This window comes from Paracoccus liaowanqingii (genome assembly GCF_004683865.2).
GTDB lineage: Bacteria > Pseudomonadota > Alphaproteobacteria > Rhodobacterales > Rhodobacteraceae > Paracoccus > Paracoccus liaowanqingii.
In genome coordinates this window covers 209,262-230,770 of sequence record NZ_CP040762.1, presented here as the reverse complement: position 1 = coordinate 230,770, position 21,509 = coordinate 209,262, and the positions used below count along the sequence as shown (strand labels likewise).

At 58.3% G+C, this 21,509-nt stretch carries 19 protein-coding genes and 1 pseudogene; 10 read left to right on the top strand and 10 right to left on the bottom strand.

The genetic code is table 11. The features are described 5' to 3' along the window. The first annotated feature begins 63 nt into the window (after positions 1–63). Positions 64–909 carry a Fic family protein gene (locus E4191_RS19710; RefSeq protein ID WP_176562817.1) on the top strand — a complete coding sequence of 282 codons (846 nt, stop codon included), beginning with the start codon at positions 64–66 and terminating at the stop codon, positions 907–909. A 659-nt stretch (positions 910–1,568) separates the two neighbouring features. On the opposite strand, the gene E4191_RS19705 is transcribed toward E4191_RS19710, so the two are convergent. Then, positions 1,569–2,168 (bottom strand): TetR/AcrR family transcriptional regulator, encoded by a 600-nt coding sequence (locus E4191_RS19705; RefSeq protein WP_228461857.1) that lies wholly within the window; start codon positions 2,166–2,168, stop codon positions 1,569–1,571. A gap of 174 nt (positions 2,169–2,342) precedes the next feature. Here E4191_RS19705 and E4191_RS19700 point away from each other — a divergent pair, with 174 nt between their 5' ends. Further along, complete coding sequence (locus E4191_RS19700; protein ID WP_139616089.1) at positions 2,343–2,744, top strand: RidA family protein; 402 nt, start codon at positions 2,343–2,345, stop codon at positions 2,742–2,744. A gap of 360 nt (positions 2,745–3,104) precedes the next feature. Here E4191_RS19700 and E4191_RS19695 read toward each other — a convergent pair whose 3' ends face one another. After that, positions 3,105–3,401, bottom strand: coding sequence for an AzlD domain-containing protein (locus E4191_RS19695; protein ID WP_139616088.1), 297 nt, complete (start codon positions 3,399–3,401; stop codon positions 3,105–3,107). Then, on the bottom strand, positions 3,398–4,090 hold the full coding sequence (locus E4191_RS19690) for an AzlC family ABC transporter permease (protein WP_228461856.1): 693 nt from the start codon (positions 4,088–4,090) through the stop codon (positions 3,398–3,400). Before E4191_RS19690 ends, E4191_RS19695 begins: the two co-directional genes overlap by 4 nt. Before the next feature lie 90 nt (positions 4,091–4,180). Between E4191_RS19690 and E4191_RS19685 the strand changes: the two genes are divergently transcribed. Next, entirely contained in the window at positions 4,181–4,633 is a 453-nt protein-coding gene (locus E4191_RS19685; RefSeq protein WP_139616087.1) for an Lrp/AsnC family transcriptional regulator, read from the top strand. A gap of 275 nt (positions 4,634–4,908) precedes the next feature. Here E4191_RS19685 and E4191_RS19680 read toward each other — a convergent pair whose 3' ends face one another. Beyond that, positions 4,909–5,376, bottom strand: coding sequence for an NAD-dependent epimerase/dehydratase family protein (locus tag E4191_RS19680; protein WP_139616086.1), 468 nt, complete (start codon positions 5,374–5,376; stop codon positions 4,909–4,911). Positions 5,377–5,959: 583 nt separating this feature from the next. Then, complete coding sequence (locus E4191_RS19675; RefSeq protein ID WP_139616085.1) at positions 5,960–6,151, bottom strand: hypothetical protein; 192 nt, start codon at positions 6,149–6,151, stop codon at positions 5,960–5,962. 259 nt (positions 6,152–6,410) lie between these two features. Here E4191_RS19675 and E4191_RS19670 point away from each other — a divergent pair, with 259 nt between their 5' ends. From E4191_RS19670 to E4191_RS19660, 3 genes are all read left to right on the top strand, one after another. Further along, complete coding sequence (locus E4191_RS19670) at positions 6,411–8,195, top strand: PAS domain-containing protein (protein ID WP_176562816.1); 1,785 nt, start codon at positions 6,411–6,413, stop codon at positions 8,193–8,195. Between the two features lie 1,346 nt (positions 8,196–9,541). Further along, positions 9,542–10,678, top strand: a complete 1,137-nt coding sequence (locus E4191_RS24930) for a UPF0149 family protein (RefSeq protein ID WP_407947092.1) — start codon at positions 9,542–9,544, stop codon at positions 10,676–10,678. A 288-nt stretch (positions 10,679–10,966) separates the two neighbouring features. Then, positions 10,967–12,319: an IS5 family transposase gene (locus E4191_RS19660; RefSeq protein ID WP_139616082.1), complete on the top strand. Its 1,353-nt coding sequence runs from the start codon at positions 10,967–10,969 to the stop codon at positions 12,317–12,319. 109 nt (positions 12,320–12,428) lie between these two features. Here the strand turns inward: E4191_RS19660 and E4191_RS19655 are convergent. From E4191_RS19655 to E4191_RS19645, 3 genes are all read right to left on the bottom strand, one after another. Beyond that, positions 12,429–13,495 (bottom strand): IS630 family transposase gene (locus E4191_RS19655; RefSeq protein WP_135314267.1). Its coding sequence is split into 2 segments (ribosomal slippage): positions 12,429–13,009 and positions 13,009–13,495, totalling 1,068 coding nucleotides; the frame shifts between segments, so codons are not numbered across the junction. A gap of 951 nt (positions 13,496–14,446) precedes the next feature. Further along, positions 14,447–14,692 carry a hypothetical protein gene (locus E4191_RS19650; RefSeq protein WP_139616081.1) on the bottom strand — a complete coding sequence of 82 codons (246 nt, stop codon included), beginning with the start codon at positions 14,690–14,692 and terminating at the stop codon, positions 14,447–14,449. A 246-nt stretch (positions 14,693–14,938) separates the two neighbouring features. Further along, positions 14,939–15,232, bottom strand: a complete 294-nt coding sequence (locus E4191_RS19645) for a hypothetical protein (protein WP_139616080.1) — start codon at positions 15,230–15,232, stop codon at positions 14,939–14,941. A 265-nt stretch (positions 15,233–15,497) separates the two neighbouring features. Here E4191_RS19645 and E4191_RS19640 point away from each other — a divergent pair, with 265 nt between their 5' ends. Then, the gene (locus tag E4191_RS19640; protein WP_139616079.1) at positions 15,498–15,914 is read left to right on the top strand and encodes a response regulator; all 417 of its coding nucleotides are present in this window, start codon (positions 15,498–15,500) and stop codon (positions 15,912–15,914) included. Positions 15,915–16,183: 269 nt separating this feature from the next. Here E4191_RS19640 and E4191_RS19635 read toward each other — a convergent pair whose 3' ends face one another. Continuing rightward, positions 16,184–17,746: a polysaccharide pyruvyl transferase family protein gene (locus E4191_RS19635; RefSeq protein ID WP_139616078.1), complete on the bottom strand. Its 1,563-nt coding sequence runs from the start codon at positions 17,744–17,746 to the stop codon at positions 16,184–16,186. Between the two features lie 579 nt (positions 17,747–18,325). Between E4191_RS19635 and E4191_RS19630 the strand changes: the two genes are divergently transcribed. From E4191_RS19630 to E4191_RS19620, 3 genes and pseudogenes are all read left to right on the top strand, one after another. Continuing rightward, the gene (locus E4191_RS19630) at positions 18,326–18,577 is read left to right on the top strand and encodes a WGxxGxxG family protein (protein ID WP_228461855.1); all 252 of its coding nucleotides are present in this window, start codon (positions 18,326–18,328) and stop codon (positions 18,575–18,577) included. A gap of 1,050 nt (positions 18,578–19,627) precedes the next feature. Further along, positions 19,628–19,798: pseudogene (locus E4191_RS24925) on the top strand (HU family DNA-binding protein); the annotation flags it as partial. Positions 19,799–19,878: 80 nt separating this feature from the next. Beyond that, the gene (locus tag E4191_RS19620) at positions 19,879–20,115 is read left to right on the top strand and encodes a hypothetical protein (RefSeq protein ID WP_139616077.1); all 237 of its coding nucleotides are present in this window, start codon (positions 19,879–19,881) and stop codon (positions 20,113–20,115) included. A gap of 600 nt (positions 20,116–20,715) precedes the next feature. Here the strand turns inward: E4191_RS19620 and E4191_RS19615 are convergent. Beyond that, positions 20,716–21,123: a BLUF domain-containing protein gene (locus E4191_RS19615; protein WP_139616076.1), complete on the bottom strand. Its 408-nt coding sequence runs from the start codon at positions 21,121–21,123 to the stop codon at positions 20,716–20,718. Positions 21,124–21,509 lie beyond the last annotated feature (386 nt).

The following is a 21,509-nucleotide window of genomic DNA, read 5'->3' as shown; positions in this document are numbered from 1 at the left end:
CAGGCGGCTCAAGCCTCAGCACTGGCAGATGCGGCCCGCGATCTCGGGCGGCTGGAGGCCACGTTGCTGGCGCTGCCAGCGGCGGAGGCCGCAGGGGTCCGCGAACGCTTGGTCCATCTCGAGGTCGAGGCGATGCTGCGGGCGCAGGGGCTGATGCTGGGTCGAGACGAGATCGGCCGCGAGTTGATGGAGGCCCGCGCAGCATCCGACCCGGAGGCGTTGCGTCTGGCGCGGTGGGCGGTCCGGCGGCTGGAAGGGCAGGGGGCCTTGGCGGACCTGCCGGCCTTTCTGGGTCTGCACCGCCGCGCCGCATCCGACGAGCCATCGGCGACCAGCATGGACCTGCGCCTCCAGGGCAGGGAATTCGATGGCGCGGCTGTTGAGTTCCTAGCGGCCGTCGATGCCTTTACGGCGTTGCACCCGCTGGCACGCGGCCCTGCGGCTCTCGCCCTGTGGCGCATGGCCGAGCTGTCGCCGCCGGGGCAGGTGGCCGAGCCTGCCGTCTGGTCGGCGCGCCACATGGCGGCAGGGGCCGAGGGGCTGCGCTTCGTCCCCTTCGGCCGGCATGGGCGGCGGGTCTGGACCGGCTATGGTCCGCCCGCCGATCGATTGGCCACACATCTTGCCGCGCTGCGCGCCGGCGCGCAGGAGGCGCGGGCCCTGATCCTGCGCATCGGTGCCTGGTCCGAGCAGGCCCGGGCCGCCACCGCCGGCATCAAGGGCGACAACGCCGCCCGGGTCATCGCGGTGCTGGCGGCCCGGCCCTTCGTCTCGGCCATGGAGATGGAGACGCGCGCTGGCATCAGCCGCCCTACGGCCGAGCGCATGCTGAAGCGCCTGAACGATCTCGGTCTGACCCGCGAAGTGACCGGCAATCGGAGGTTCAGGCTGTGGACCACCGAAGTATGATCGTATCATGCCTTTGCGCTGCAGCATCTCGACTGCAGCCTGGGTGCAGATCCCGCCACGGGATGGCGAGCGAAAAGCCAGAGTTCGCAGCATTTTGCAGAGAAGCCTCCTATGCAGGCTGTCTTATTTTTTGCCTCGCGGATTCTCCCACTTGGGCGCCAAGTGCCGGGTGCCCGACCACACCCGGTGGACCGATGGCCGTCACCAGGTACGTGCCGCGCCGGGATACTGCATGACATAAGTGGCGATGCCGATCAGGAGACCGCCATCGCTCTTGCACCCATCAACTTTGATGGGCAGGGGGCGCCCCTTACCAGTTGATTGTCCCTTCTACCTCGCGGACCTTTCGGATTGAGGGGCGGGCCTCCGGCCGCTCCATATACGCACGAATGTTGGGGTATGCGTCCAGTGACAGCCTGGCCGGGACCGACCGGTTGAGGACGATCAGCGCATAGAAGAGCGCGTCTCTGTCGCGGTCGGCACGGACCCGTCGGCATGGGTGCGATGGGCAGACGTGATCAGCGGCAAAAATCTCATGCGGTGGGATCGATGCCGAACACCTTCCGATGAAGCCTCATGAACCTGAGCTGTGACGTGGGAAACGAAACTTTCGGCTATCGCGGGATACCGAGCGCATCGGCTTCGGAATCCTTCACTTGTCAGGGAGACGCATGTGCCATCACCAAAGAGGCTGATGACGCCAGAAGGCCTTCCGCCAGCATCCGAAATGCCTCCTGCGCCTTGGGCAGCATCGCGACAGGATCGTCGCAAGCAGCCACCCAAAGTGCTGCGTTGAGAGCAGCGCCATTCAGGAGACGTGAGGCAGCCTCGACGTCCACCGGCCTCAGCAGGCCTTCGACCAAAAGCTGCGCAACCGCCTTGCGGGTCGCGTCGAGGCAGCGGTTCTGGCTCGGCCAGCGGGCGGGGTCGCCCAGCACCGCAGGGCCGTCGCGCAGGACGATGCGCTGCACCTCGGTATCGAGCGCCATCTCGATATAGGCACTGCCCTCGGCCAGAAGGGCGTGCCACGCAGTGTCCTCGGCCTCCGCAAGGCTGCGCGCTCGGCCTGCCATCTCGGCATCAATCTGGTCGACTACCGCCGCGAAGAGGCCCTTCTTGTCTCCGAAGTTGTGGTAAAGAGCTCCGCGCGTGAGGCCGACGGCGGCCGTCAGGTCATCCATCGACGTCTCGGCGAAACCTTTCTCCGCAAAGGCCGCGCGTGCCGATGCCAGCAGCTTGCGCCGCGTCACTTCCATCATCTCGGCACGTGTTCGCCTGACCATATTGCCTCCAGAACGTTGCGGCATGCATGCCGTTGACATACGGGACGTATGAACCTACATCCGACATACGCAGCGTATCTCAGATTGTCTCCCTATGAAAGGCTTCATGCCGACGCTGCCGTATGACCTGTCACGAAAAGGACCCCATTCATGGCACCGCGCCACGCAATTTACCCAGATGATTCTGCCCGCCACGCCCTCTATGACCAGCACGGATACTCGCCTGCCGTGCGATCGGGGGATCTGCTGTTCGTGTCCGGCCAAGTTGGAAGCCGCGAGGATGGCTCTCCGGAGGATACTTATCCCGGCCAGGTCGAGCGCGCCTTCAAGAACCTGGCGGCAGTGCTGGAAGCAGCCGGCTGCAGCTTTGACGACATCATCGACGTCACGACCTTCCATACCGATCCCGAGGCGCAGCTTCCCGCTCTGATGCCTGTAAAGGAGCGTTATTTCCCGAGCAGGCCATTCCCCGCCTGGACCGCTGTCGGCGTGACATGGCTGGCCGGCTTTGATCTGGAGATCAAGGTCATCGCCCGCATCCCCGGCGCATGATCGAGGATGGAAGCGGGGGATGCGAGCCACACGGGCGGCGGTGAAAGCTGCCGTCCATCTCGCATTGGACTGCGTCGGTAGGGGGCCCGGTCTTTCCCCGTCTCGCGTCGAAGATCCCGGCATCCTTCATGCGAACGGAAAGCCGCCCGCACGGCCGCCACAAACTTTAGACTGGCCCAAGACCGCCCTCGCGCTGTGGCTCTTCCCCTTGCCGTGGAGGCAATTGGCAGGAGGTTGGGCCAGGCAAGAACGCGGGGCGCTTTCGAGAAGCCGCACCGCGGCACGGCCGACAACCTGAACGACAGCCGAGGGCCGGCCACTTAGCGCGGATGTCGCTGGTGGCTCTCTCCGGTCATGCAGCTACACGCCTAGCCACGCCAGCCCTGCGTAGGCCGCCACGCCTACGGCCATGGTCGCGATAACGTGGTTCGTCATGACGGCGACGCCAAGTGCCACCCCGGCGGCAATCCAGGCAGAAGATGATTGTCCGGCCAGCGAAGATGCCACCAAGCTGACCACGATCAGCCCTGGCAGGTCCTCCAGCATCCAGGCCTGTCGTGATGCCCGAATGCGGCCTCCTGCAACCAGTCCCGCGACACGGATGGAGAATGCCGCGACGGCCAACAGAACGATTACAGCCCAAGACGTTTCGCTCATCCGATGACTGCTTTGCGGCGACGCAGGAGGGCGCAGGCTGCCAGCCCCATGAGCGCGCCTGCAATGATCCCATAGGCTTTGGGCAAACCCAGAGATACGACAGTCACCGTGACCCCGGCCGCGACAGCCCATGGCAGGAATTGTGAGTGCCCTCGCCAAAGCCCCCTCGCCATGGCGATGAAGGCGGCCGTGAACGCAAAGCCAAGGCCAAAGCGCTCAAGGTCGGGAAGCACCGCCCCAAGCATCGCACCTGCCGCGGTCGATGCTGTCCAGACGGAGATCATCACAAGGCCCGATCCCATCAGAAACGCCGCGCCCACATCCGGTGACTTCGCGCGCTCCGCCATGGTCAGGGCCCAGTTCTCATCTCCTGTGATGTGGATGGCGAGCAGCTTCGCGCGCAGCGACAGCCCGTCCAGCACATCCGACAGTGAGGCGATGATACCGATGTAGCGCAGATTGAGGGCGGCCCCGGCCAACACAGCGCCCAAGACCGTCCCGGACGTGGCGAACTGCTCTACGGCGACGATCTGCGATGAGCCCGCATGGACGGACGCGCTCATCAGGCCCACCCCCCACCAGGGAAAGCCAACCTGCGCGGCCAGCAGTCCGAAGGCGAAACCGTAGACGGCTGCACCAAGAGCCAGAGGAAGAATTGCTAAAGCACCGTGTTTCATGACTTGCAGCATACGAACATGCTGTGATGTTAAATATACAGACATCTCCAATAAGATGATCCGATCGTGTCAGCAATGACGAGAAAACGGCGGGATGAGATCATGGATGCGATAGATCGCAAGTTACTGGATCAGGTGCAGCAGAACGCAAAAACGTCGATTCAGTCACTTGCCGAGACGACCGGCATCTCGACTGCGTCCGTACAGCGGCGCATGCGCCTGCTGCGGGACGCAGGAGTGATCCGGCGCGAGGTCGCCATCCTGGATCCCAAGCCCCTGGGACTGGGCATCACTGCCATCGTGGCGGTCGAGCTTGAGCGGGATCGTGTCGACCAGATTGACGCCTTCAAGCGCAAGGCACGGGAGGATCGGCAGGTCACCCATTTCTATTGCATTGCCGGGGATGCTGACTTCATCCTCATCGTGATGGCGCAGGATATTGGAGACTACGAGGCGTTCACGCACCGTTTTTTCTTCGCGGACAAGAACGTCCGGAAATTTCGAACGTCCATCGTGGTCTCGACGGAGAAGGCCACGTCGGAGCTGCCGATCTGACGACATTGCAGCTCAGGTCCGGAGTATGGCTGGTCTGTATCATTTTTGGGAGCCCAGTGGCGGCACGTGCAGATTTCGTGAACGAAAGCTTGGGCCCGCAAGGCCGCCAATCGGCGACGGCGTCTTGAGGTCTGCGATGCGGGACAAACCAAGCTGGCACTCGACCCGCTGAGACGGCTGAGCGCGAGGATGCAAAATGGTTCGCATGATCGAGGACATTATTGTCCTGCTGGGAAGGGGGGCTCCCGCTTATCGCAGCCAACCCTTTGGCCATTTCACGTTCCTCGCAGCGGGCGCCATCCCGCGCCGATGGGGCGATCCCAACCATGAGCGTGTCGAACAGGGTCGCGACCGTTCCGGCACCCAAGGCGTGCCTTGCCCCGCGGACGGTGCGATGTCCTCGTCCGTGACGATGCAGCTGCATGATCATCAGCTTGTCCGCTCCGGGCCATTACCTGGCCAATCACCTCAATTGTCCAGAGATCCGCTTCGCAGCTTTCGCCAAACCGCGAGGAGTCATGATCGAACGCCGCATGAATGACGCCATCCGCAAGCTCCACGCCGCGGCGCAGTCTGTCTGGGCCATCAAGGGCGCCTTGCTGCGCCACTGCGCCCGAATCACGAAGGGCGGCGACTGCCGCGTCAGTTCGGGCGGGTCCAATGACGTGATGCCCGGCGCCGAGCAACTCAAAAACAATAGCAGAGCCGACGAAGCCAATTGCCCCAGTAACACAAATTCGCATTCCAGCGTCGTCTCCAAGTACAGATCCCCGCTCGCCGTGCAACGCGCCATCATGTCCGGTCAGTCGCAAAAGCAGCCCGTAAGTTCCACCCGGCCACCACCCAAGTTGCGCAGTTTAAAAGGTTGTGTATGCTCACCTGAAAACAATTAAAAGGAGAAGATGAATGCATGGATATCCGGCACTCAACTGCGCCATCATCTTCCAACTTTTAACTGATGCGAACTCTCAAGGGATGGAAAAAGCCGAGGTCTTAGCGCGCGGAGAAGCCGAGCGGTGGTTACGGCGCAGGACAGCCTTTAAGGACTCCTTGCTTACAAACGCCGGACTGGATCCTGAGGTATTCTGGCTGCACGCCTCTAAAGGGTTTCCGGAGTGGACCCGAAGCATGGCCGCAAGCAGGCATCGTGCGACGACACGCCGTTCAGCTTATTAGGGTGTCACAGCCTTATTGTGGCATTGATCGCCTTTGCGCGTAGCAGCGCGCGTGGCTCTGGAAACTGTTAAGGACGCGCGCACAGTTTCGGAATTGGCCGCCGTAGATGGTGGGCATCCGATGATGATCGATCAATGGTGGAAAATCGGATCACAGGCCGAGGCCGCTGTCAGACGCGGGATTGGCGTCTTCGATCACAAGCGGCTTCTCACTTCCCATGGCGGGCAGCCGCTTGCTGTGGTTTGTTTCATCAATATCCAAACGGATGAGCAGGTGCAGACAGTAGTAAAGCAGCGCGAAATCTGTCCAAGGATGGGGGTAGCTCAGTAAGGTGCTGCGCATAAATGGACGCGCCTGTTCAGCACGAGGGCTCTAAATACAGTCGGTATTCCTGCGGGTACCTGATAAGCGATCGGCAGCACTGTGATCATGCGAAACGATGGAACAAGGCCCGCGCGTGCCGCCGTTCATGCTCGGATGCCACAGCAAGCCCCGGCGGGCTGTCCCGCATCGGTAACCATCCGAGCGGAGTGGTTCATTGACAATGCGGTTCGGGACGAAATCAGACGGTGGGTGGGAGAATATGAAGCAGGCAGGCAAGATGTCCAAGGCACGGGTGGAGAGTTCAGAGCTTGCCGAGGAGCAACAGCGCCTGATCCTGAATGCTATACCGCAGATGGTATGGTCGACACGCCCCGACGGGTATCACGATTTCTACAATGACCGCTGGTACGAATTCACGGGTGTCCCGAAGGGAACAACCGATGGCGAGGGCTGGAACGACATGTTCCATCCTGAGGATCAGGAGCGTGCAAGGTCCAGGTGGCAACTCAGTCTTAACACTGGCGATGCCTACGAGATCGAGTATCGCCTGCGTCACCACAGCGGCGTGTACCGCTGGACCTTGGGACGTGCTCTGCCCGTGCGCGACGACACGGGGGCGATCGTTCGCTGGATGGGAACCTGCACAGATGTTGACGAACTCAAGCGAACCAGCGACGAGCTGCGACAGACATCGGCGTTGCTTGGTCTGATCGGGGATTCGACTCCGGACCTGATCTACGCCAAAGACAACAGCGGGCGGATCCTCTATGTGAACGCGGCCGTGCAGCAGGCAGTAGGTCGGCCTCCCGAAGAGATCCTTGGACTTACGGATCTTGATTATGCCCCCGACGAGGCACAGGCCCGCGCCATCATGGCCCATGACCGGCATGTCATCGACACCGGTCAGACCCTCGATATCGACGAAAGTTATGTCGGCCCGGAAGGCGGCATTCGACACTATCGTTCGGTCAAGGCACCGCTGCGCGATGAGGACAATCATGTTATCGGGATCGTCGGGGTCACCAGGGACGTGACCAAGCGGCGAGAGGCCGAGGAACGCGAGCGGTTGTTGACCCGCGAGGTGGATCATCGCGCCAAGAACATGCTGGCCATCATTCAGTCCCTTGTAAATCTAAGCAGAAGCGAGGATCCCGTGAGCTTCCGCAAGGCCGTGACCGGACGCATCCAAGCACTTGCCCGCGTGCATGGCCTGTTGTCGAAGTCGCGGTGGGACGCCATCAACCTGAAGGAACTGGTGGATCAGGAGTTGGCAGCTTTTGCGGGGAAGAACATGATATCCCGGCTGGCCGGCCCTGCGCTGCGCTTGCCGCCGGCAAGTGCCCAGCCCCTAAGTCTGGTTCTGCATGAACTTGCAACCAATGCCGCGAAATATGGCGCTTTCTCTATGCCCGAGGGTCGAGTGGAACTCGACTGGACCCTCGAGGCAAATGCGACTGATCAGTCCCTGCTTCGACTGACGTGGAGCGAAACCGGCGGGCCGAGCGTGGCGCACCCCGTTTCCAAGGGGTTCGGATCGGCCCTCATCAGCAGCTCCATTGAACAGCTGGGGGGAGAGATCGAGTTTGAATGGCGCGAAACGGGACTGCTCTGCGTGATCCGAGTACCGGCGGGCAAGGGCATCATCCCTGAAGCCCCGCCGCGCAGCCCTCGTCCGCCGACTGCGTCCCCAGCAGCCCTGGCTGGCGCTGTGGTGTTGCTCGTCGAGGACGAGGCCCTGATCGCCATGGAAATGGAGTCAATGCTACTTGATGCGGGATGCAAGGTGCTGGGTCCGGCCTCATCGGTCGAGGCGGCGATGCGTCTGATCTCTGACTCACGCCCCGAGGCGGCCCTTCTCGACGTGAGCCTCGGGGAGAGCGATGTCAGCTTCGCAGTCGCTGACAAGCTTGCCGGAATGAACGTCCCGTTCGCCTTCTGTACAGGATATGTCGATGCCTCCGAACTGCCCCCTCGCTTCAAGGCGGCGATGATCCTGCCGAAACCGACCGATCGAGTGGAACTCAAGTCAGTGCTGACGCGCCTCGTGACCGCCGCTTCATAGTAAATTTGTCCAAACCCTTGGCTTCGCTTGCCAAAGGATGTCTGATTTGAGGACTGCGTTTGCGATGGCGGCGATAACGACCTTGTGGGGTTTGCCGGGCGCCAAGAGGCGCTGATCGACCAATTTTAGAACCGGATTGTGACGGGCATAGGTCGCAAACGGTGCAGCGCTAGCCGGCGAGACCCACATCCGGTCTAATCGCACGCCGCGGCCGGGCCACACGTTGCCAGGATAGGACGGCGTCTGGTGTATCGGTGGCGCACCACCTCAAGCGATCTCCCTCCGCTTGCGCTGCAGCATGAGTCGATGCAGAATTAACATGGTCTGCCTTTAGCTTACTTGGGACCCCCATGCTGCCCAGCTCTGTCAAGACCATGCTCACCGACCTTGCTCAGAACACCACTCCGAAGGTGCAGCCGGAAACGCTGACACGGTTCGGGCGGGTACTTTTAAGGGCACCTGCGGATGCGGCGGGATTGCTGGGGGCACTGGCCAGCATCTCTTCGGTCGGCGTTGCCGAGGAGCGTATGAGTCACCTGCTCGGTGCTGCTCTAGACGAGGCCAGAATAGCGCGGGAGAACGGGCAGCAGCAGGGTAAGCTCTTCATTGATAGCCTCGAAACCCATCTGGGCATGCTGGTTGTAACAGGCAGTTTAACGTTTAGAGGCCGTCTGGCAGTATCGGGAGCATGGGTGCGCGCCAGCCTGACGCCGCCTGAAAGCCTCGCCTCGCGGGAGGATGCTTTCAACGAGGTCATTGGGGACAGCCAAGATCCAGCTGATTTTGACTCCCTGCTCGACAGCCTGGTTGGCCCGTTGATCCGGGAGGACGGTGGCGGTTCGGCTCTCCACGCGATGTTTGCCGAGATGCTCCCCATCATGCCGCCCGGGGCACGCCAGGCATTGGTCCGGGTCGCCGTGGGGCGCCCGCCGGAAATCTACGCCGAACTTGGCTGCGCCTGGCTGCTCGACGCCAGTGCAGACATCCGATCCGGCGCGGTGGAGGGCTTGGCCGATCGACTTGCTTCCGGGCAGCTTTCTGCAGAGGTGCTGGCCCGCCTCACGATCCTGCGAAGCTGGATGGCAGATGCTGTGCTGCGCGACCGCCTGGATGGGCTTGTTCGTGATGCCATGCGCAAAGGGATAGCAAGAGCCATCAGCGAGCCCGAGCGCAAGCTGCATCGGATTGTCGCAAGTCTGGTTGATGGCTCGGGGGCGCAGAGCATGGCGGCGACAGTTCAGACGGGGAGTTCCCGCAGCGTTGCCGTGGTGCTGCTGAAACAAGGGTTCGGCGTTAAGGATGCCTATGTCATGCCCTGCGACAGCGCTACCGAGCAGCGCGCTATCATGGCCCGGATCACGGACGAGATCGAGGCCTTTGATGTTTCACCCGCGTACATGGCGGAGGCGATTGGCCTCGCATTGGCCGAGGGCCTTGAGGCAGCCCTCGCCCCCGTACCGGGGCTCGTGGATGTAGTCCAGTCCTGCGGCCTCGCCGGATTGCGCCCTCTTCCGTCTTCGGTCGAGGCAATCCTGGAGTTAGCCGATCCCGAAGGTCGCATCGCAGGCTTGCCCGTCCAATCGCGCGGTCGTCTGATCACGGCCAGCCAGTATTGGCCGGACCAGTATCGGATGCTGGCGAGCTGGTTCGAGGACAGCGACGAGACGGTCGCCGGACTGGAGAGCGCAAGATCCCACACTGCCTTGACCCGAAGCATGTGGAGTGTGCTGGAAGCTCGCCGTGTGCAATGGGCCGCCATCATCGCCCGCAATGCGCTGTTGCTCAGCGCAGCCGGAACCGACGACGCGGAGGAATTCATTGCTGTCGCTGCCGCGCTGATGAACGGGCGGGATCTGAAGAAAATCCCGGTCATGAAATTCATCTGCGATCAATCCATCCTGGTCTGGATTGACCGGAAGGATGGTCCAAGCGGACTGCTTGACCCCGACGTGGAGGGGCCTTTCGTCTCATCGTCCATGGTGCCAGCAAACTTCCCGGCGCCCGCCTTCGCGGCCGAGAAGAAGGACGAGCTGGCAAAACTGCTGCGTCCGGCCGGGCTGACCGAGCCCTGGCTCGACGGCTACCTCACCGGGGTCTGCACGGCGCCGCTTTTTGTCGAGCCTCTTGACTGGCTCAGCCCTCTCCTCAATCTTGTCGCGTTCAACCTAAAGACTGACAAGAAGCTGTCGTGCTTTGTCGAACTCCTCATGCTGCGCTACAATGACACCGTCTCGAAGATGCGGGCGGCGGATGACTTGGCTTTGATCCCCACCGAGATCCCGCTCATCCCCATATGGGCAGACGGCTATCTGACTGCTTGGGAGGCCACAAAGCCAAACTGGCCGTCCAAGGTGCTCGGTGCGCAAGGCAAGTCGATCCGCAAAATGCTTGAACAGGCGACGGATGGTCGGTTCGACAACACCGAACTGTCGGTATCCCTGCCGGAATGGCTGAGGCAACGCTTCGCTGATCAGCAGATGTGAGGTGGCAACTCGGCCACGATTGCTGGAACCAGTCATGGCGAAGATGCTCCATGAGCTTTCACATCCTCATGAAGGCGCAAGGCAAAAGCAGAATCCGGCTTTGTCTTCGGTCCCGCGTGTAAGACACGCAGAAGTTATTTCTATTAAATATGCTATTAATAATCAATTAGACCGGCCTGAACAACATTTAACTGTCTAGATTTGATCGCTTATCCTCTCAAAACGTTAGCGGGGAATTGCAAGGTTTCGTATGTTGGTATTCGAAACCTTGCGAATTCCGGAGCTGTGATGAAGCCTCGTCCGCGCGCTGAAGAACAGGATGATCTCCTGCGTCCCCGTCTGACCGAGATGATCGATCTGCGCCATGAACTGGCGAAACTCGCCGCGCTGATTGACTGGGAGTTCTTCGAGACCGAATGGGCGGGTTTCTTTCCCTCCCCGACAGGGCGGCCGGCAACCTCGCCGCGGCTGGTGGCGGGCCTGCTGTATCTTCAGCATGCCTATCGGTTGTCTGACGAAGCTGTCGTCGCCCGTTGGGTTGAGAACCCCTACTACCAGCATTTCACTGGCGAGGTCTTCTTCCAGCACCGCCTGCCGATTGACCCGTCTTCCCTGACCCGGTGGCGCAAGCGGATCGGAGAGGAAGGGGCCGAGTGGCTGCTGACCAAGACGATAGAGGCAGGGCGCAGCTCAGGGGCGGTGAAGGATCGCAGCCTGTCGCGCATCGCCGTGGATACGACGGTGATGGAAAAGAACATCGCCCACCCGACCGATGCGCGCTTGTATAAGAAGGCACGCGGCAAGCTTGTCGCCCTCGCCGGCGAGGGCGGGATCACGTTGCGGCAGAACTACAATCGTCTCGCACCGCGCCTGGCCGTGCAGATCGGGCGTTACGCCCATGCCCGGCAGTTCAAACGCATGGGCAAGGCTCTGAAACAGCTGAAGGGATACGCCGGTCGTGTCCTGAGGGATATCCGCCGGCAGTTGGACGGGATTGCGGAGGGGCCCTTCCGGGGACGGGTTCTGGACACCCTCGTGCTCGTCGGTCGTTTGCTCCATCAATCTCCAAAAAGCCGCAGCAAGATCTACGCCCTGCATGAGCCCGAGGTCGATTGCATCTCAAAGGGCAAAGCCCGCAAGCGCTACGAGTTCGGCACCAAGGTCAGTCTGGCCACCACCATCGACGAGGGCTTCGTCGTGGGCATGCGCGCCTTGCCGGGAAATCCCTACGATGGCCACACATTGCCCGAAGCCCTGGAGCAGATTGCGATCCTGACCGGCCAGATCCCGGATCTGGCCGTCGTGGACCGCGGGTATCGCGGCCATGGGGTATCGGGAACGAAGGTCCTGATCAGCGGCACCCGCCGCGGCCTGACGCCGAAGCTGAAAGCGCTGCTGAGGCGACGCAGCGCCATCGAGCCCGAGATCGGACACATGAAAACAGACGGACGCTTATCGCGCTGCCCGCTGAAAGGCACGTTCGGCGACGCCATCTTTGCCGTGCTCTGCGGCTGCGGCCACAACATCCGCAAGATCCTGGCCCACCTCAGGGCTTTGTTGGCCCTCATTCTGACCGCCATCTTCCGAGTGATCAGGACAGCTAATGGCTATCTCGCCCACGGGCAGCGTTGTTCAGCCTGAACCAATTATCGCCATGGTAGTTTATATAGAAAGCACCGATGATTGGGGTTGGGTCTCCAAAGTCCCGTAGAGTGGAACAACAATATCGTTGCGGCTAATACCAACGGCCCTAAGCACTGACCCCTTTTGCGTATTCACGCGTGGCAATCGATCGGACGCGCTCGGGGTCGTTTGCGAAGGCGTTCCATGCGCTGCAGCATCGGTCGACAATGTCTGCGTAGGTGTCAAAGACGGTGATGGCGAGGCAGTTTGCGCGCAGATAGGCCCAGATGTTCTCAACCGGATTCAGCTCTGGCGCATAGGGCGGAAGCGTCACGATGGTGATGTTGTCGGGGATGCGCAGAGCGCTGGAGTTATGCCAGCCGGCGCCGTCCATCACGAGCACGGCATGGGCGCCCGACGCGACGGTTTTCGCGATTTCAGCGAGATGAGCGTTCATGGCCGAGGTATCGGCACGTGGCATGACAAGTGCCGCGGTCGTGGCGCGCGATGGACAGACGGCGCCGAAGATATAGGCCCATTTGTAGCGGGTGTCGCGCGGCGCACGAGGCCGGGTTCCGCACTCGGCCCAGGTCCGGGTGAGCGTCCCCTGTTGACCTACGCGTGCTTCATCCTGAAACCACACCTCCAATGGCTTCCCGTGCGCCGTCTCCGGCAGGGCGGCCTTTACCGTAGCGGCAAAGTTTTTTTAAATGCCTCCTGTGCCAACGGGTCGGATCTGGGGTGCTGTGGGCGCACTGAAAGGCGGCGGAAGCCAAGGGCTGCCAGCTGCTTGCCGACCGTCCGCTCGTGCATGACCACGCCGAAGCGATCTTCGATCTTGCGCTTGAGATCGACGCAGCGCCAGCGGACCACCCCATCGGCCTCAAGGTCAGGCCCTTCACGGACCATCCGGGCAAGTTCCGCTTTCTGCTCAGAGTTCAGGAGCGGCGTCGGGCCTGCCCAATACCGGTTCGACAGACCGGTGATCCCCTCGGCGTTGTAGCGATGAACCCAATCGCGCAGGGTCTGCCGGTCCATGCCGCAGGCCTCCGCCGCCGTCTTGCGATCCGCGCCCTCCAGAACAAGAGCGATCGCCAAAATCCGCCGCACCGCTTTTGCATCCTTTGTGCGCGCCGCCGCCGCCCGAAGCTCACTTGTCGACATATCCGTTCGAGTGATCTCAATCGCCATCAGAACCTCCATCTCTTGATGGCAATGATTCAGATTTTCAGGTCGAAGGGAATCCCGTGAGTCAGAGCTTAGGGCTGTTGGTATAACCCATTCAATTGCCAGCCATCCTTTATCGGTAAGGTTCAAGCTGTAGCCGTAAAATGCATGGTTATCTTCAAATGCCAGCCCTTGAGAAATCATGGAAGCTTTGCTTTTTTGGTCAACTCCAGCTGCCTTCGCAAGTGGCAGAAGATCTGTTGTTGCTTGCAACCAGATGCGTAGGGTGTCTTGATCTGCGCCTGAGAGGTTTAGCCAGTCAGACTGTTCGAACGCAGCTGAACCATTCATCCCCTTACTCCCAAAGCATATGACCCTTCCCTCTCGAGAGAATTATCTCCAATCATTCCGCCTCCGAAATTGGTCACAGCCACATCCTTATCAAGCCGATAAAGCCATCAGTTACCGGCAACTCCAGGTTGTCAAGTTCGATGAGTAGAACCTTTTTGCGCACTTTACCAACTAAAGTAAGCTTTACTATTCGTTTTCATATGTCCCGAACCTGGCGCCGTTGCCGACGGAGCCTTACAGGTTCGCCTGCTGGAAGCAGGCCCGCGTGGCGCCCGACTATCACGTCGAGGTCGACAGCTTGTAGTATTTGGGGCCGTTCGGGCTGATCCAGCAAGAGGTCGATGTCCGCGTTTGCGGTGCTGCCGTTGAGAGCTTCCACAAGGGGCAACGGGTTCCTGAGAAACCTAGCACGATGGTAAGGGCAAACTGCTTACCAAAAAAGATACGCTGCTAGAGCAACTGGTGGGCCTACTATCCTAATAGGCCGGTCGGCACTTTGGGAGGAGTCGTCGCCCGGCCACGATGGTTCGAAGATCTGGCACAAGCTGAAACGGACATCGATGCGCCAGTGGTGATCGGCACGCCGCTGTCAGCGGGGCTGTTCGCCGCATTGGCAGAGTGCGTTCCCTAGTGACGCGTCGGAAGATCCTGCGGCTCAAAGCCAAGTCGAATAGCAACGTCTTTGAACGCGGCTTCCAAGGCCTCCTCGATATTTTGTCCTGGCTGAGCATGCGTTTGAAAGCGGATTGGATCGCTAGCTGCGCCCGCTCTCAAATCATCACGCCAGCCGTAGCCTTGCGCATCGACAACTGCGATGATGCGGGTGGTTATCACTCGTAGAAGCTCAAGCTCAAATTTGTCTTTCAGGTCCATTGGCTCTCTCCGAGAGTAAACAACTGACGTCTGCGTTTCTGGCCGCCTTTACACTTCAACCTCGAAGAAGATGCTGGGAAATATAGAATGTAGCTTCCCCATCTTTTTTCCGATGGACTGTGTTCTAACGGGAACTCTAAGCCGGCCACTCGCCTTTACGGAACATTCATGTGGTCTCGAGTTACGTTGTCCTGACAGCCCCGGTGCGATCTTTCGCGCCGGGGTTTTCGGTTTCATAAAACCTGCTTACGGGCGAGAGGGCAGGCTGGGGGTGAAGTCAGGGACAACAGCCGCCTGGTCCTCCCAAGCTACGATCCGAACGCCAAGGGAGATAAGATAGCGCGCCACCGGAGTATGGAAATCCCCGGAAGGGACAGAGGCATCCATCACGGCATAGATTGACTTTGCCGCCTCATACTCGGACACCGAAGTGATGTCGGCGGCACCGCCATTGGCATGGAAATGATCGAGGACGGCGTCAACTTGATCCTTCGGCATACCCGCCGCCAAAAACATCTTTCGGAAGTCGCGATGCTTCATAGGCACTCCAGATGTCTGAATGAGAAGGCAGTAATGTCCAGCCTACTTAGGCGTGGATACGGATCACCGATCTACCGGGTTATGGGCCGATTTCAACCCTAAGATGAAAATAAAATTCATGACACGAATACGGGGTACAAAGCAGGCTTGGAGTTGAACGGGGGGGGGTGGACGGTGCAGACCAAAATGCCCATGAGGAGTGGCACCTCCAGGGAAGCGGGAACAATGGCTCAACTCACCTGTTTGCAAGTTTTGAAGGTGATCCATGGACAAACCCGATCTCGCTGGACGGCGCATCTTGGTAGTAGAGGACGAATTTATCTTGAGCCTCGAGATCTGCCGGCAGATCAGCGATTGCGGCGGAGTGGTGGTCGGACCGTCATCAACGTTGGATGGCGGTTATATGCTCCTTAAGGAAAAGCCTCTGCCTGATGGCGGCATTCTCAACAATCGGCTTGGCAATGACACATCGTATCCCTTAGCGGATGATCTCCTCGCCGCATGTGTTCCAATCATCTTCGCCAGCAGCGAGGACAGGGCAACCATTCCGGACAGGTATGCGAACGTCCCGCTTGTCGCCAAGCCGATTAACATGGTGATCGTGGCGGAGAAGCTGTTTCCTGTTCCCAAAAATGGGAGTAGTGCCGGAAATAACTGCCGAAGAACAACCATAGGAAAATGAATAAAAGCATCAATAGGCCTTTGTCATAGGTTCCCTAAGCGTTCCCTCTAGCAGCGCTGCCCTGCCCACGAGTGGCAGGGCGGTTCGGAGGCGGACCCCTACACGCTGTGCCATGCCGCGGCCCGCAGGATATTCCCTGTTACAGGAAACAGGGCACGGTAGGCATCGAGTGAGGCAGCTTGATCATCGACGCTGATGCAGCAAAGGCAGCAGACTGGGAAGGACCGAGTAGTTCGTGGGCGGCTCGCGGGATAGGGAGGCATGCTGCTTTACGTTTTGGGCGGAATTTCGAGCGCGTTACGCAGGAACTCTATTGATTGATGGCGTAATTCGTCCAGGCGCATATTGACCTTTATCCAGTCAATAGGAGTTAATAACGCCTCAAGATCGGCAGAGCCAACATCTTTAACCATGCGGGCTTCCAGTTCAAAGAGTCCAAGTATTGACGAAAATCTCGCCAATCCCCGGATCGGATTCGAGAACACAATAAATGGCTTGTTGAATAGTATGGAAAATGCCACGCCATGGAAAGAATCTGTTAAAACAAAATCAGCTTGATAAAAGTCTACCAGCCATCCTTCGACAGTCCTGTCAGGAGTAAGGGTGCCAGCGCTATCAAAACGCCTATTCGCTGCAACGATCTTCATTCCAAGCTGATCAGAAACTTTCTTCATGAATTGAGCTTTTTCTGGGCTAGCATCCAGAATATAGCTGGTGATACGCCGCCCCGGCGCGACCTTCACCCGGTCTGCAAATAAGCGTCGATAACATTCTGGCGTCTGCAGGAGTGTCGGATCCAAAACGTGCCGCGCATCGGCTCCCAAATGTTCCCGGCATAGTTCAGTCGCACTCTTTTCTCGGACAGAGATAGCGTCGAAGAGCTTGGCATAACGTGCCGCCATTTTTGTTTGCTCTTCAGTGAACTCCCACTGATCAGCCCCGAAGGAAGCGGCATAGCTAATACGCTTAATGCGGCAATCTTTTGGATCAAGATATCCGTGAAAGAAGTCTTTCAGCAGGCCGCGGGCATATTTTGCGCGCCATACCTGGTCACTGCCAGAGATCACTGCGTGCAGGTCGTAATCGGCTATATTTTTCTTTAGCTCGGCTGAAGTGCGAAAGGGTCGACTTATAGGGAGAATGTTATTTTCGATAAATGAGCGAGTTTCTAGGTCTACTTCCATATCAATCGTGTTGGTAATCGCTGGAATAATATCGTTTTCATCTCTTTCCGTGGTAAGTAAAGCTTCTTTGTCAGCAAACCGCCTATTAATCAAGATGGGGTCGCATCCAAGATCTCGTACTGTTTTCATTAGAGCATAAGCTTGAAGAATGCCCCCATAATTTCTCCCAAGAGGGAGTGTAAAAATACCAACTTTGTGAGGTTTGGTATCGGGGCGTGGACCTTTATTTTCTGCTTCATGGATGTGTATGTCGCCGGAAACAGGTAGTGAAAATCCGTCTTCAATTGCTTTGTAGTGTCGATCAATCCGATTAACCAAGTCGATTGCTTTATCTATAACCACGTTAACTGCCTCATCCGGGACCGTGCTCGACGTTAATCTATGCTTCCCTTGTGCAGCGGAAGTTATTATGAATGAGGTTTGTGATCTGTCCCTCTTTAGGAGATCAACAGAAAGTTTTTTGTCCGATAATGGGGTCATGTCGAAACCAAAATGAACGTTTCTATAAGCAAAATCCACGACGAGAATTTGCTTATCAAACACCCATACCCTTTTAAGGTGCTGACGGAGGTTGTTCCGATCCAGAGCATCGGACAAAGACTGCGACAGCTGCTTTTCCTGGGCTGCATCCATTTTGATTTTTTCCATGATTGTTCCGTGGTGGATAGGGGTGAATGCTATGTTCAAACTAGCTGCGCCCAGTGCGGTAAGTAGCGTGTCAGCGCTCGCTCTAACCGGTCCAAAGCCTTGCCGATGAAATTCACCCCTTAACAGCCATCACGGGAAAGGGCACCTATCAAGGGGTGAGCTGGGCAATCTTGTCCTCCCAATCGGCTATGCGCGCGCCGAGAGAGATAAGGTAGCGCCCGACAGCGCTGTGGGCGTCATCAGGGTCTACGCGGGCATCCATCACGGCATAGATTGCCTTTGCAGTCACGTAGTCGTTCTGGGACAGGATTTTGGGCGAGTCCCCCGTAGGCGTGAAAGCGTGTCAGCGCCGCATCAATGTGATCCTCTGGCATGCCCGCCTCCAGAAACATTCCCTGGAACTCATGTTCTTCCATAACCCATTCTAGCACAGACGGGAGAGCCAGGAACATCTCGGCCTCCAGCCTGATCAGGAGGTAGGAAGGACAGGACTTGTCGGAAGGCGAATGGAGAGGGCGCTTCTCGATCACCAGGAACATCTCACCTCGCGTGCTGTTAGGACCGCGCCAGGCTGGTAGGATGGCAGAACAGGAGAAATTCATCATGTCTAAAGGACTTCGCATCTGCACGGTCGCTCTCGCACTCGCTGCCAGCAGCCCCGTTTTAGCCCAGGTGACGACGACAGAGCCTGCGAACGCGCCGCCGGTCGGAGTTGAGCGGGATGACGGTTTCGATTGGGGCTTGCTCGGCCTCTTGGGACTGCTCGGGCTCGCCGGCTTGAAGGGACGTCAGCGCGATGACGTCCCTACCACGACAACTAAACGTCTCTGATCTTGAGAAATTACAGATTACCCACTCACACTGAATGGGTAACCTGCGCACCATGTCCGGGAAGGCTTCAGCAAGGTGATCGACGCTCTCGCAAACGCCAGTTGCGTAGAAGGTTACCTGTCAGGAAGCCATCTAGGCCACACTTACAGGGCAACCATGCCTATCTTTCCTACGTGAGCATCGTTGCAGGCAGTGTTTCTCAAGAGGAAAGCAGCAACGCTCGTGACCTTGCCGCCGCCCTATTGCAGGTGAGCCATCAGCCGTTCATAAAGCGCCCGATACCGGGCGTTGTGCTGGTAAGCCGACAATGCCGTGACGATCAGCGTCAGATCGTCCCGCGTTGTGGTGGTTACAATCATTCTTTTCTGCACGGTTAGATCCGCCATTTTTTGCTCGCGTCGCTTTAACTGTGCACTCAATCAAAAGTTGCGTGTCCTACGGTGATCGTGATTGCCGGACCTTCCTTGTGCTGCGAAGGCTGCTTTTCCGGAATCGAAACCTGCATGCGGTGGTTACCTAAAAACGCAGTTACCGCATCTGCAAGTGCCGCCCGCGTTTGGGCAGGGGGCCTTGACATCGAATGGTGCAGGGCATTTCCAGATCTGAAGCTCGCAGACGGGACCAATTCAGCGGCCTACATCCAGCCAGATCAAGGACCCACCTAAGACACCCCTAGCACATAACGCCTCAACGATGTTCTGCACGTTTAGGTTGTGCATATGCTGGTTTGTTCATTATCTGTTCTAATTTATGAACAAATGTGAGCATGTGTCGTCGCTCCCGCGGAAATACCTATTGCAAAAACCATAGGCTGGGGATTGAGCGGACGGGGCAGCGAGGATTTTGGTCATCGGCCTGGCATCGGAAATCCGGCGGAAGGCGTTAGAGCGGGCTTAATATCGAAAGAGGAATGCCCATGATCCGTTCCGAGCTCGTCCGGAAGCTTGCAAAGGCCCACCCGCATCTGTCGCCACTGGTGGTCGAAACTGCCGTTGAGTCAATCCTCGACCAAATCGCTGACAGTCTCGCGCAGGGGCTGACAGTCTCGCGCAGGGCAAGAGGGTCGAGTTCCGGGACTTCGGAAACTTTGCGAGCAAGATGCGGAAGCACAGGATGAGCAGGGACCCAAGAAATGGCGACCCGGTGAAGGTGGAGGCTAAGCAGGTCCCGACTTTCAGGGCTTCAAAGCTGCTCTTGGCGCGGCTGAATGGGAAAAGCTGAGCGCATTCAACCGCGCCAAAATTTGCTGTCTTTTTTTCCTTAGCCTTTTGGTCATGTGGCGCTGGATCGTTGAGGAGCGCATGCCTGCACAATTGAAACTCTACTCAGGTACAGTGAACGACATGGACAAGCGCGCGATGCTGATAGCTGAACTGGACAAGGAGAGCCGTGTGGCATGGCTATGGCGGGCGGATCCGGGGAAGCGGCCCAAGCCTGTCAAGGACGCGGCCGCCTGCCTTCAGGAACTCGACAATCTGATGCTCTTTGGGGCGCCCAAGCCCGAGATCGAGGCATGGCTCCGCGAACAAAGTGACTAGCAAGCTAAATTTCCACGGGAACTTTAGTTCGATTACTCGCCTTAAAGGCGCGTTCCTAATCAAGAGTTTCCTTTTGCTGACAACCCCGGAGCGAACCCTCTCTCCGGGGTTGTCAGATACATAGCGTAAGTACGAGCAAAGCAGTTATCGAAGGTTGAGCCCGGCCATTTGCCTTACCAAGACGCTCATCATGGTGGCGGGGATAAGGTACCACTTTTCACCGTCAAAATTTTTTATCACCGAAACTATCTCACCAATAGGCCTTTTACAGTTCGAAGTACTCGCGTTCCCAAGCGACCCGCCATGGCTGATCTCAGTTTGAACTATGTAAGCCGGCTTTATCAATGCCCCACTCCCAGACAAAAATCCTTGGCAACATTGCCGATGCATTCACCGAATGATCTGGCCGATGCCGGGCGCTACAGTTTACCAATCTTGCTTCTGTACGATTTGGCGCAGACCTTGGAAATGCTTGAGTAGGACCCCGAGGCTTAATTATATATGCAAAACGTCCGCGTAAGCCCTCGGTAATATCAGGGGCGATCGGTCGAAAGTTTCAGACTAAACCGTGATTGCTCGACCAAACGTCTTCATCAAGGATCAAACTGCTGTCGCTAATTCTTCAATAAGACCTTCGATCTGATCTTTTGACATCCTATGCGGTTGAAACTCGCCATCTACCCCATACCGGTCAATCATTGTGGATGTAAGGTCGGGAGCGGGGATCTCATGCAGGCGCCAATCCGGACAACTCCGGTTCGCGATGGGTCCCGCCAACAATACGTGAATGCCACAGTGCCGTGAGTCCTGCATGATCCGCATAAAGCAAGCCGCCACTTTGCTCCGCGGGCCCTCGATAACCTGAAAGAAATCTTCTTCACCAACGACAAGCAAGCCGGTGATGTCATGTTGTTCGTTCCAAGTACGGGAGTCTTGCATGATCTCCCGCAACGTATCTTCTTCAATACCGCCGTGGCTCGAAGCGTAGACAAGCTTGGTTAACTCCATGGCATTTCCTGTCTATCAATCTGGTTTGGCTGAGTGAATGAGCGTGCGAACCTATTAGGTAGAAAAGCATTCAATGCTACAACTGCTGATAGACAAGGCGCAAGCGGGCAATGCCATGCCCTCGGCCAATTATCGTGGTTTTGATCGATGTGCAGCAAACGCGAGAGCCGTGAGAGAGGCAGCACCGCCGAATCCTCGATGGGATTCATAAGTCAGGTACAGCACGCTCGTGCCGTTGGCGGCCTTCGCATCGACGTCGCCAACCACATTTCCGTATAACCGCATCAATGGCGGTAAAAAATGCGATGACGCCGAGCAGGACTGCGGTGCCCTTATCTGCGCGTGATGCCTGCCAGATGTCCAGGCATTGAACCGCCCCGGGTTTA

What these genes read in the sequence shown, in the direction of transcription:
- E4191_RS19635 (WP_139616078.1), bottom strand. Translation starts at nt 17,746, where the DNA reads ATGGAAAAAATCAAAATGGATGCAGCCCAGGAAAAGCAGCTGTCGCAG.
- E4191_RS19645 (WP_139616080.1), bottom strand. Translation starts at nt 15,232, where the DNA reads ATGAAGCATCGCGACTTCCGAAAGATGTTTTTGGCGGCGGGTATGCCG.
- E4191_RS19695 (WP_139616088.1), bottom strand. Translation starts at nt 3,401, where the DNA reads ATGAGCGAAACGTCTTGGGCTGTAATCGTTCTGTTGGCCGTCGCGGCA.
- E4191_RS19685 (WP_139616087.1), top strand. Translation starts at nt 4,181, where the DNA reads ATGGATGCGATAGATCGCAAGTTACTGGATCAGGTGCAGCAGAACGCA.
- E4191_RS19705 (WP_228461857.1), bottom strand. Translation starts at nt 2,168, where the DNA reads ATGATGGAAGTGACGCGGCGCAAGCTGCTGGCATCGGCACGCGCGGCC.
- E4191_RS19615 (WP_139616076.1), bottom strand. Translation starts at nt 21,123, where the DNA reads ATGGAGTTAACCAAGCTTGTCTACGCTTCGAGCCACGGCGGTATTGAA.
- E4191_RS19680 (WP_139616086.1), bottom strand. Translation starts at nt 5,376, where the DNA reads ATGCGAATTTGTGTTACTGGGGCAATTGGCTTCGTCGGCTCTGCTATT.
- E4191_RS19630 (WP_228461855.1), top strand. Translation starts at nt 18,326, where the DNA reads ATGGCAGAACAGGAGAAATTCATCATGTCTAAAGGACTTCGCATCTGC.
- E4191_RS19620 (WP_139616077.1), top strand. Translation starts at nt 19,879, where the DNA reads ATGCCTGCACAATTGAAACTCTACTCAGGTACAGTGAACGACATGGAC.
- E4191_RS19660 (WP_139616082.1), top strand. Translation starts at nt 10,967, where the DNA reads ATGAAGCCTCGTCCGCGCGCTGAAGAACAGGATGATCTCCTGCGTCCC.
- E4191_RS19690 (WP_228461856.1), bottom strand. Translation starts at nt 4,090, where the DNA reads ATGCTGCAAGTCATGAAACACGGTGCTTTAGCAATTCTTCCTCTGGCT.
- E4191_RS19675 (WP_139616085.1), bottom strand. Translation starts at nt 6,151, where the DNA reads ATGCGCAGCACCTTACTGAGCTACCCCCATCCTTGGACAGATTTCGCG.
- E4191_RS19670 (WP_176562816.1), top strand. Translation starts at nt 6,411, where the DNA reads ATGTCCAAGGCACGGGTGGAGAGTTCAGAGCTTGCCGAGGAGCAACAG.
- E4191_RS19700 (WP_139616089.1), top strand. Translation starts at nt 2,343, where the DNA reads ATGGCACCGCGCCACGCAATTTACCCAGATGATTCTGCCCGCCACGCC.
- E4191_RS19650 (WP_139616081.1), bottom strand. Translation starts at nt 14,692, where the DNA reads ATGGACCTGAAAGACAAATTTGAGCTTGAGCTTCTACGAGTGATAACC.
- E4191_RS24930 (WP_407947092.1), top strand. Translation starts at nt 9,542, where the DNA reads ATGGCCCGGATCACGGACGAGATCGAGGCCTTTGATGTTTCACCCGCG.
- E4191_RS19640 (WP_139616079.1), top strand. Translation starts at nt 15,498, where the DNA reads ATGGACAAACCCGATCTCGCTGGACGGCGCATCTTGGTAGTAGAGGAC.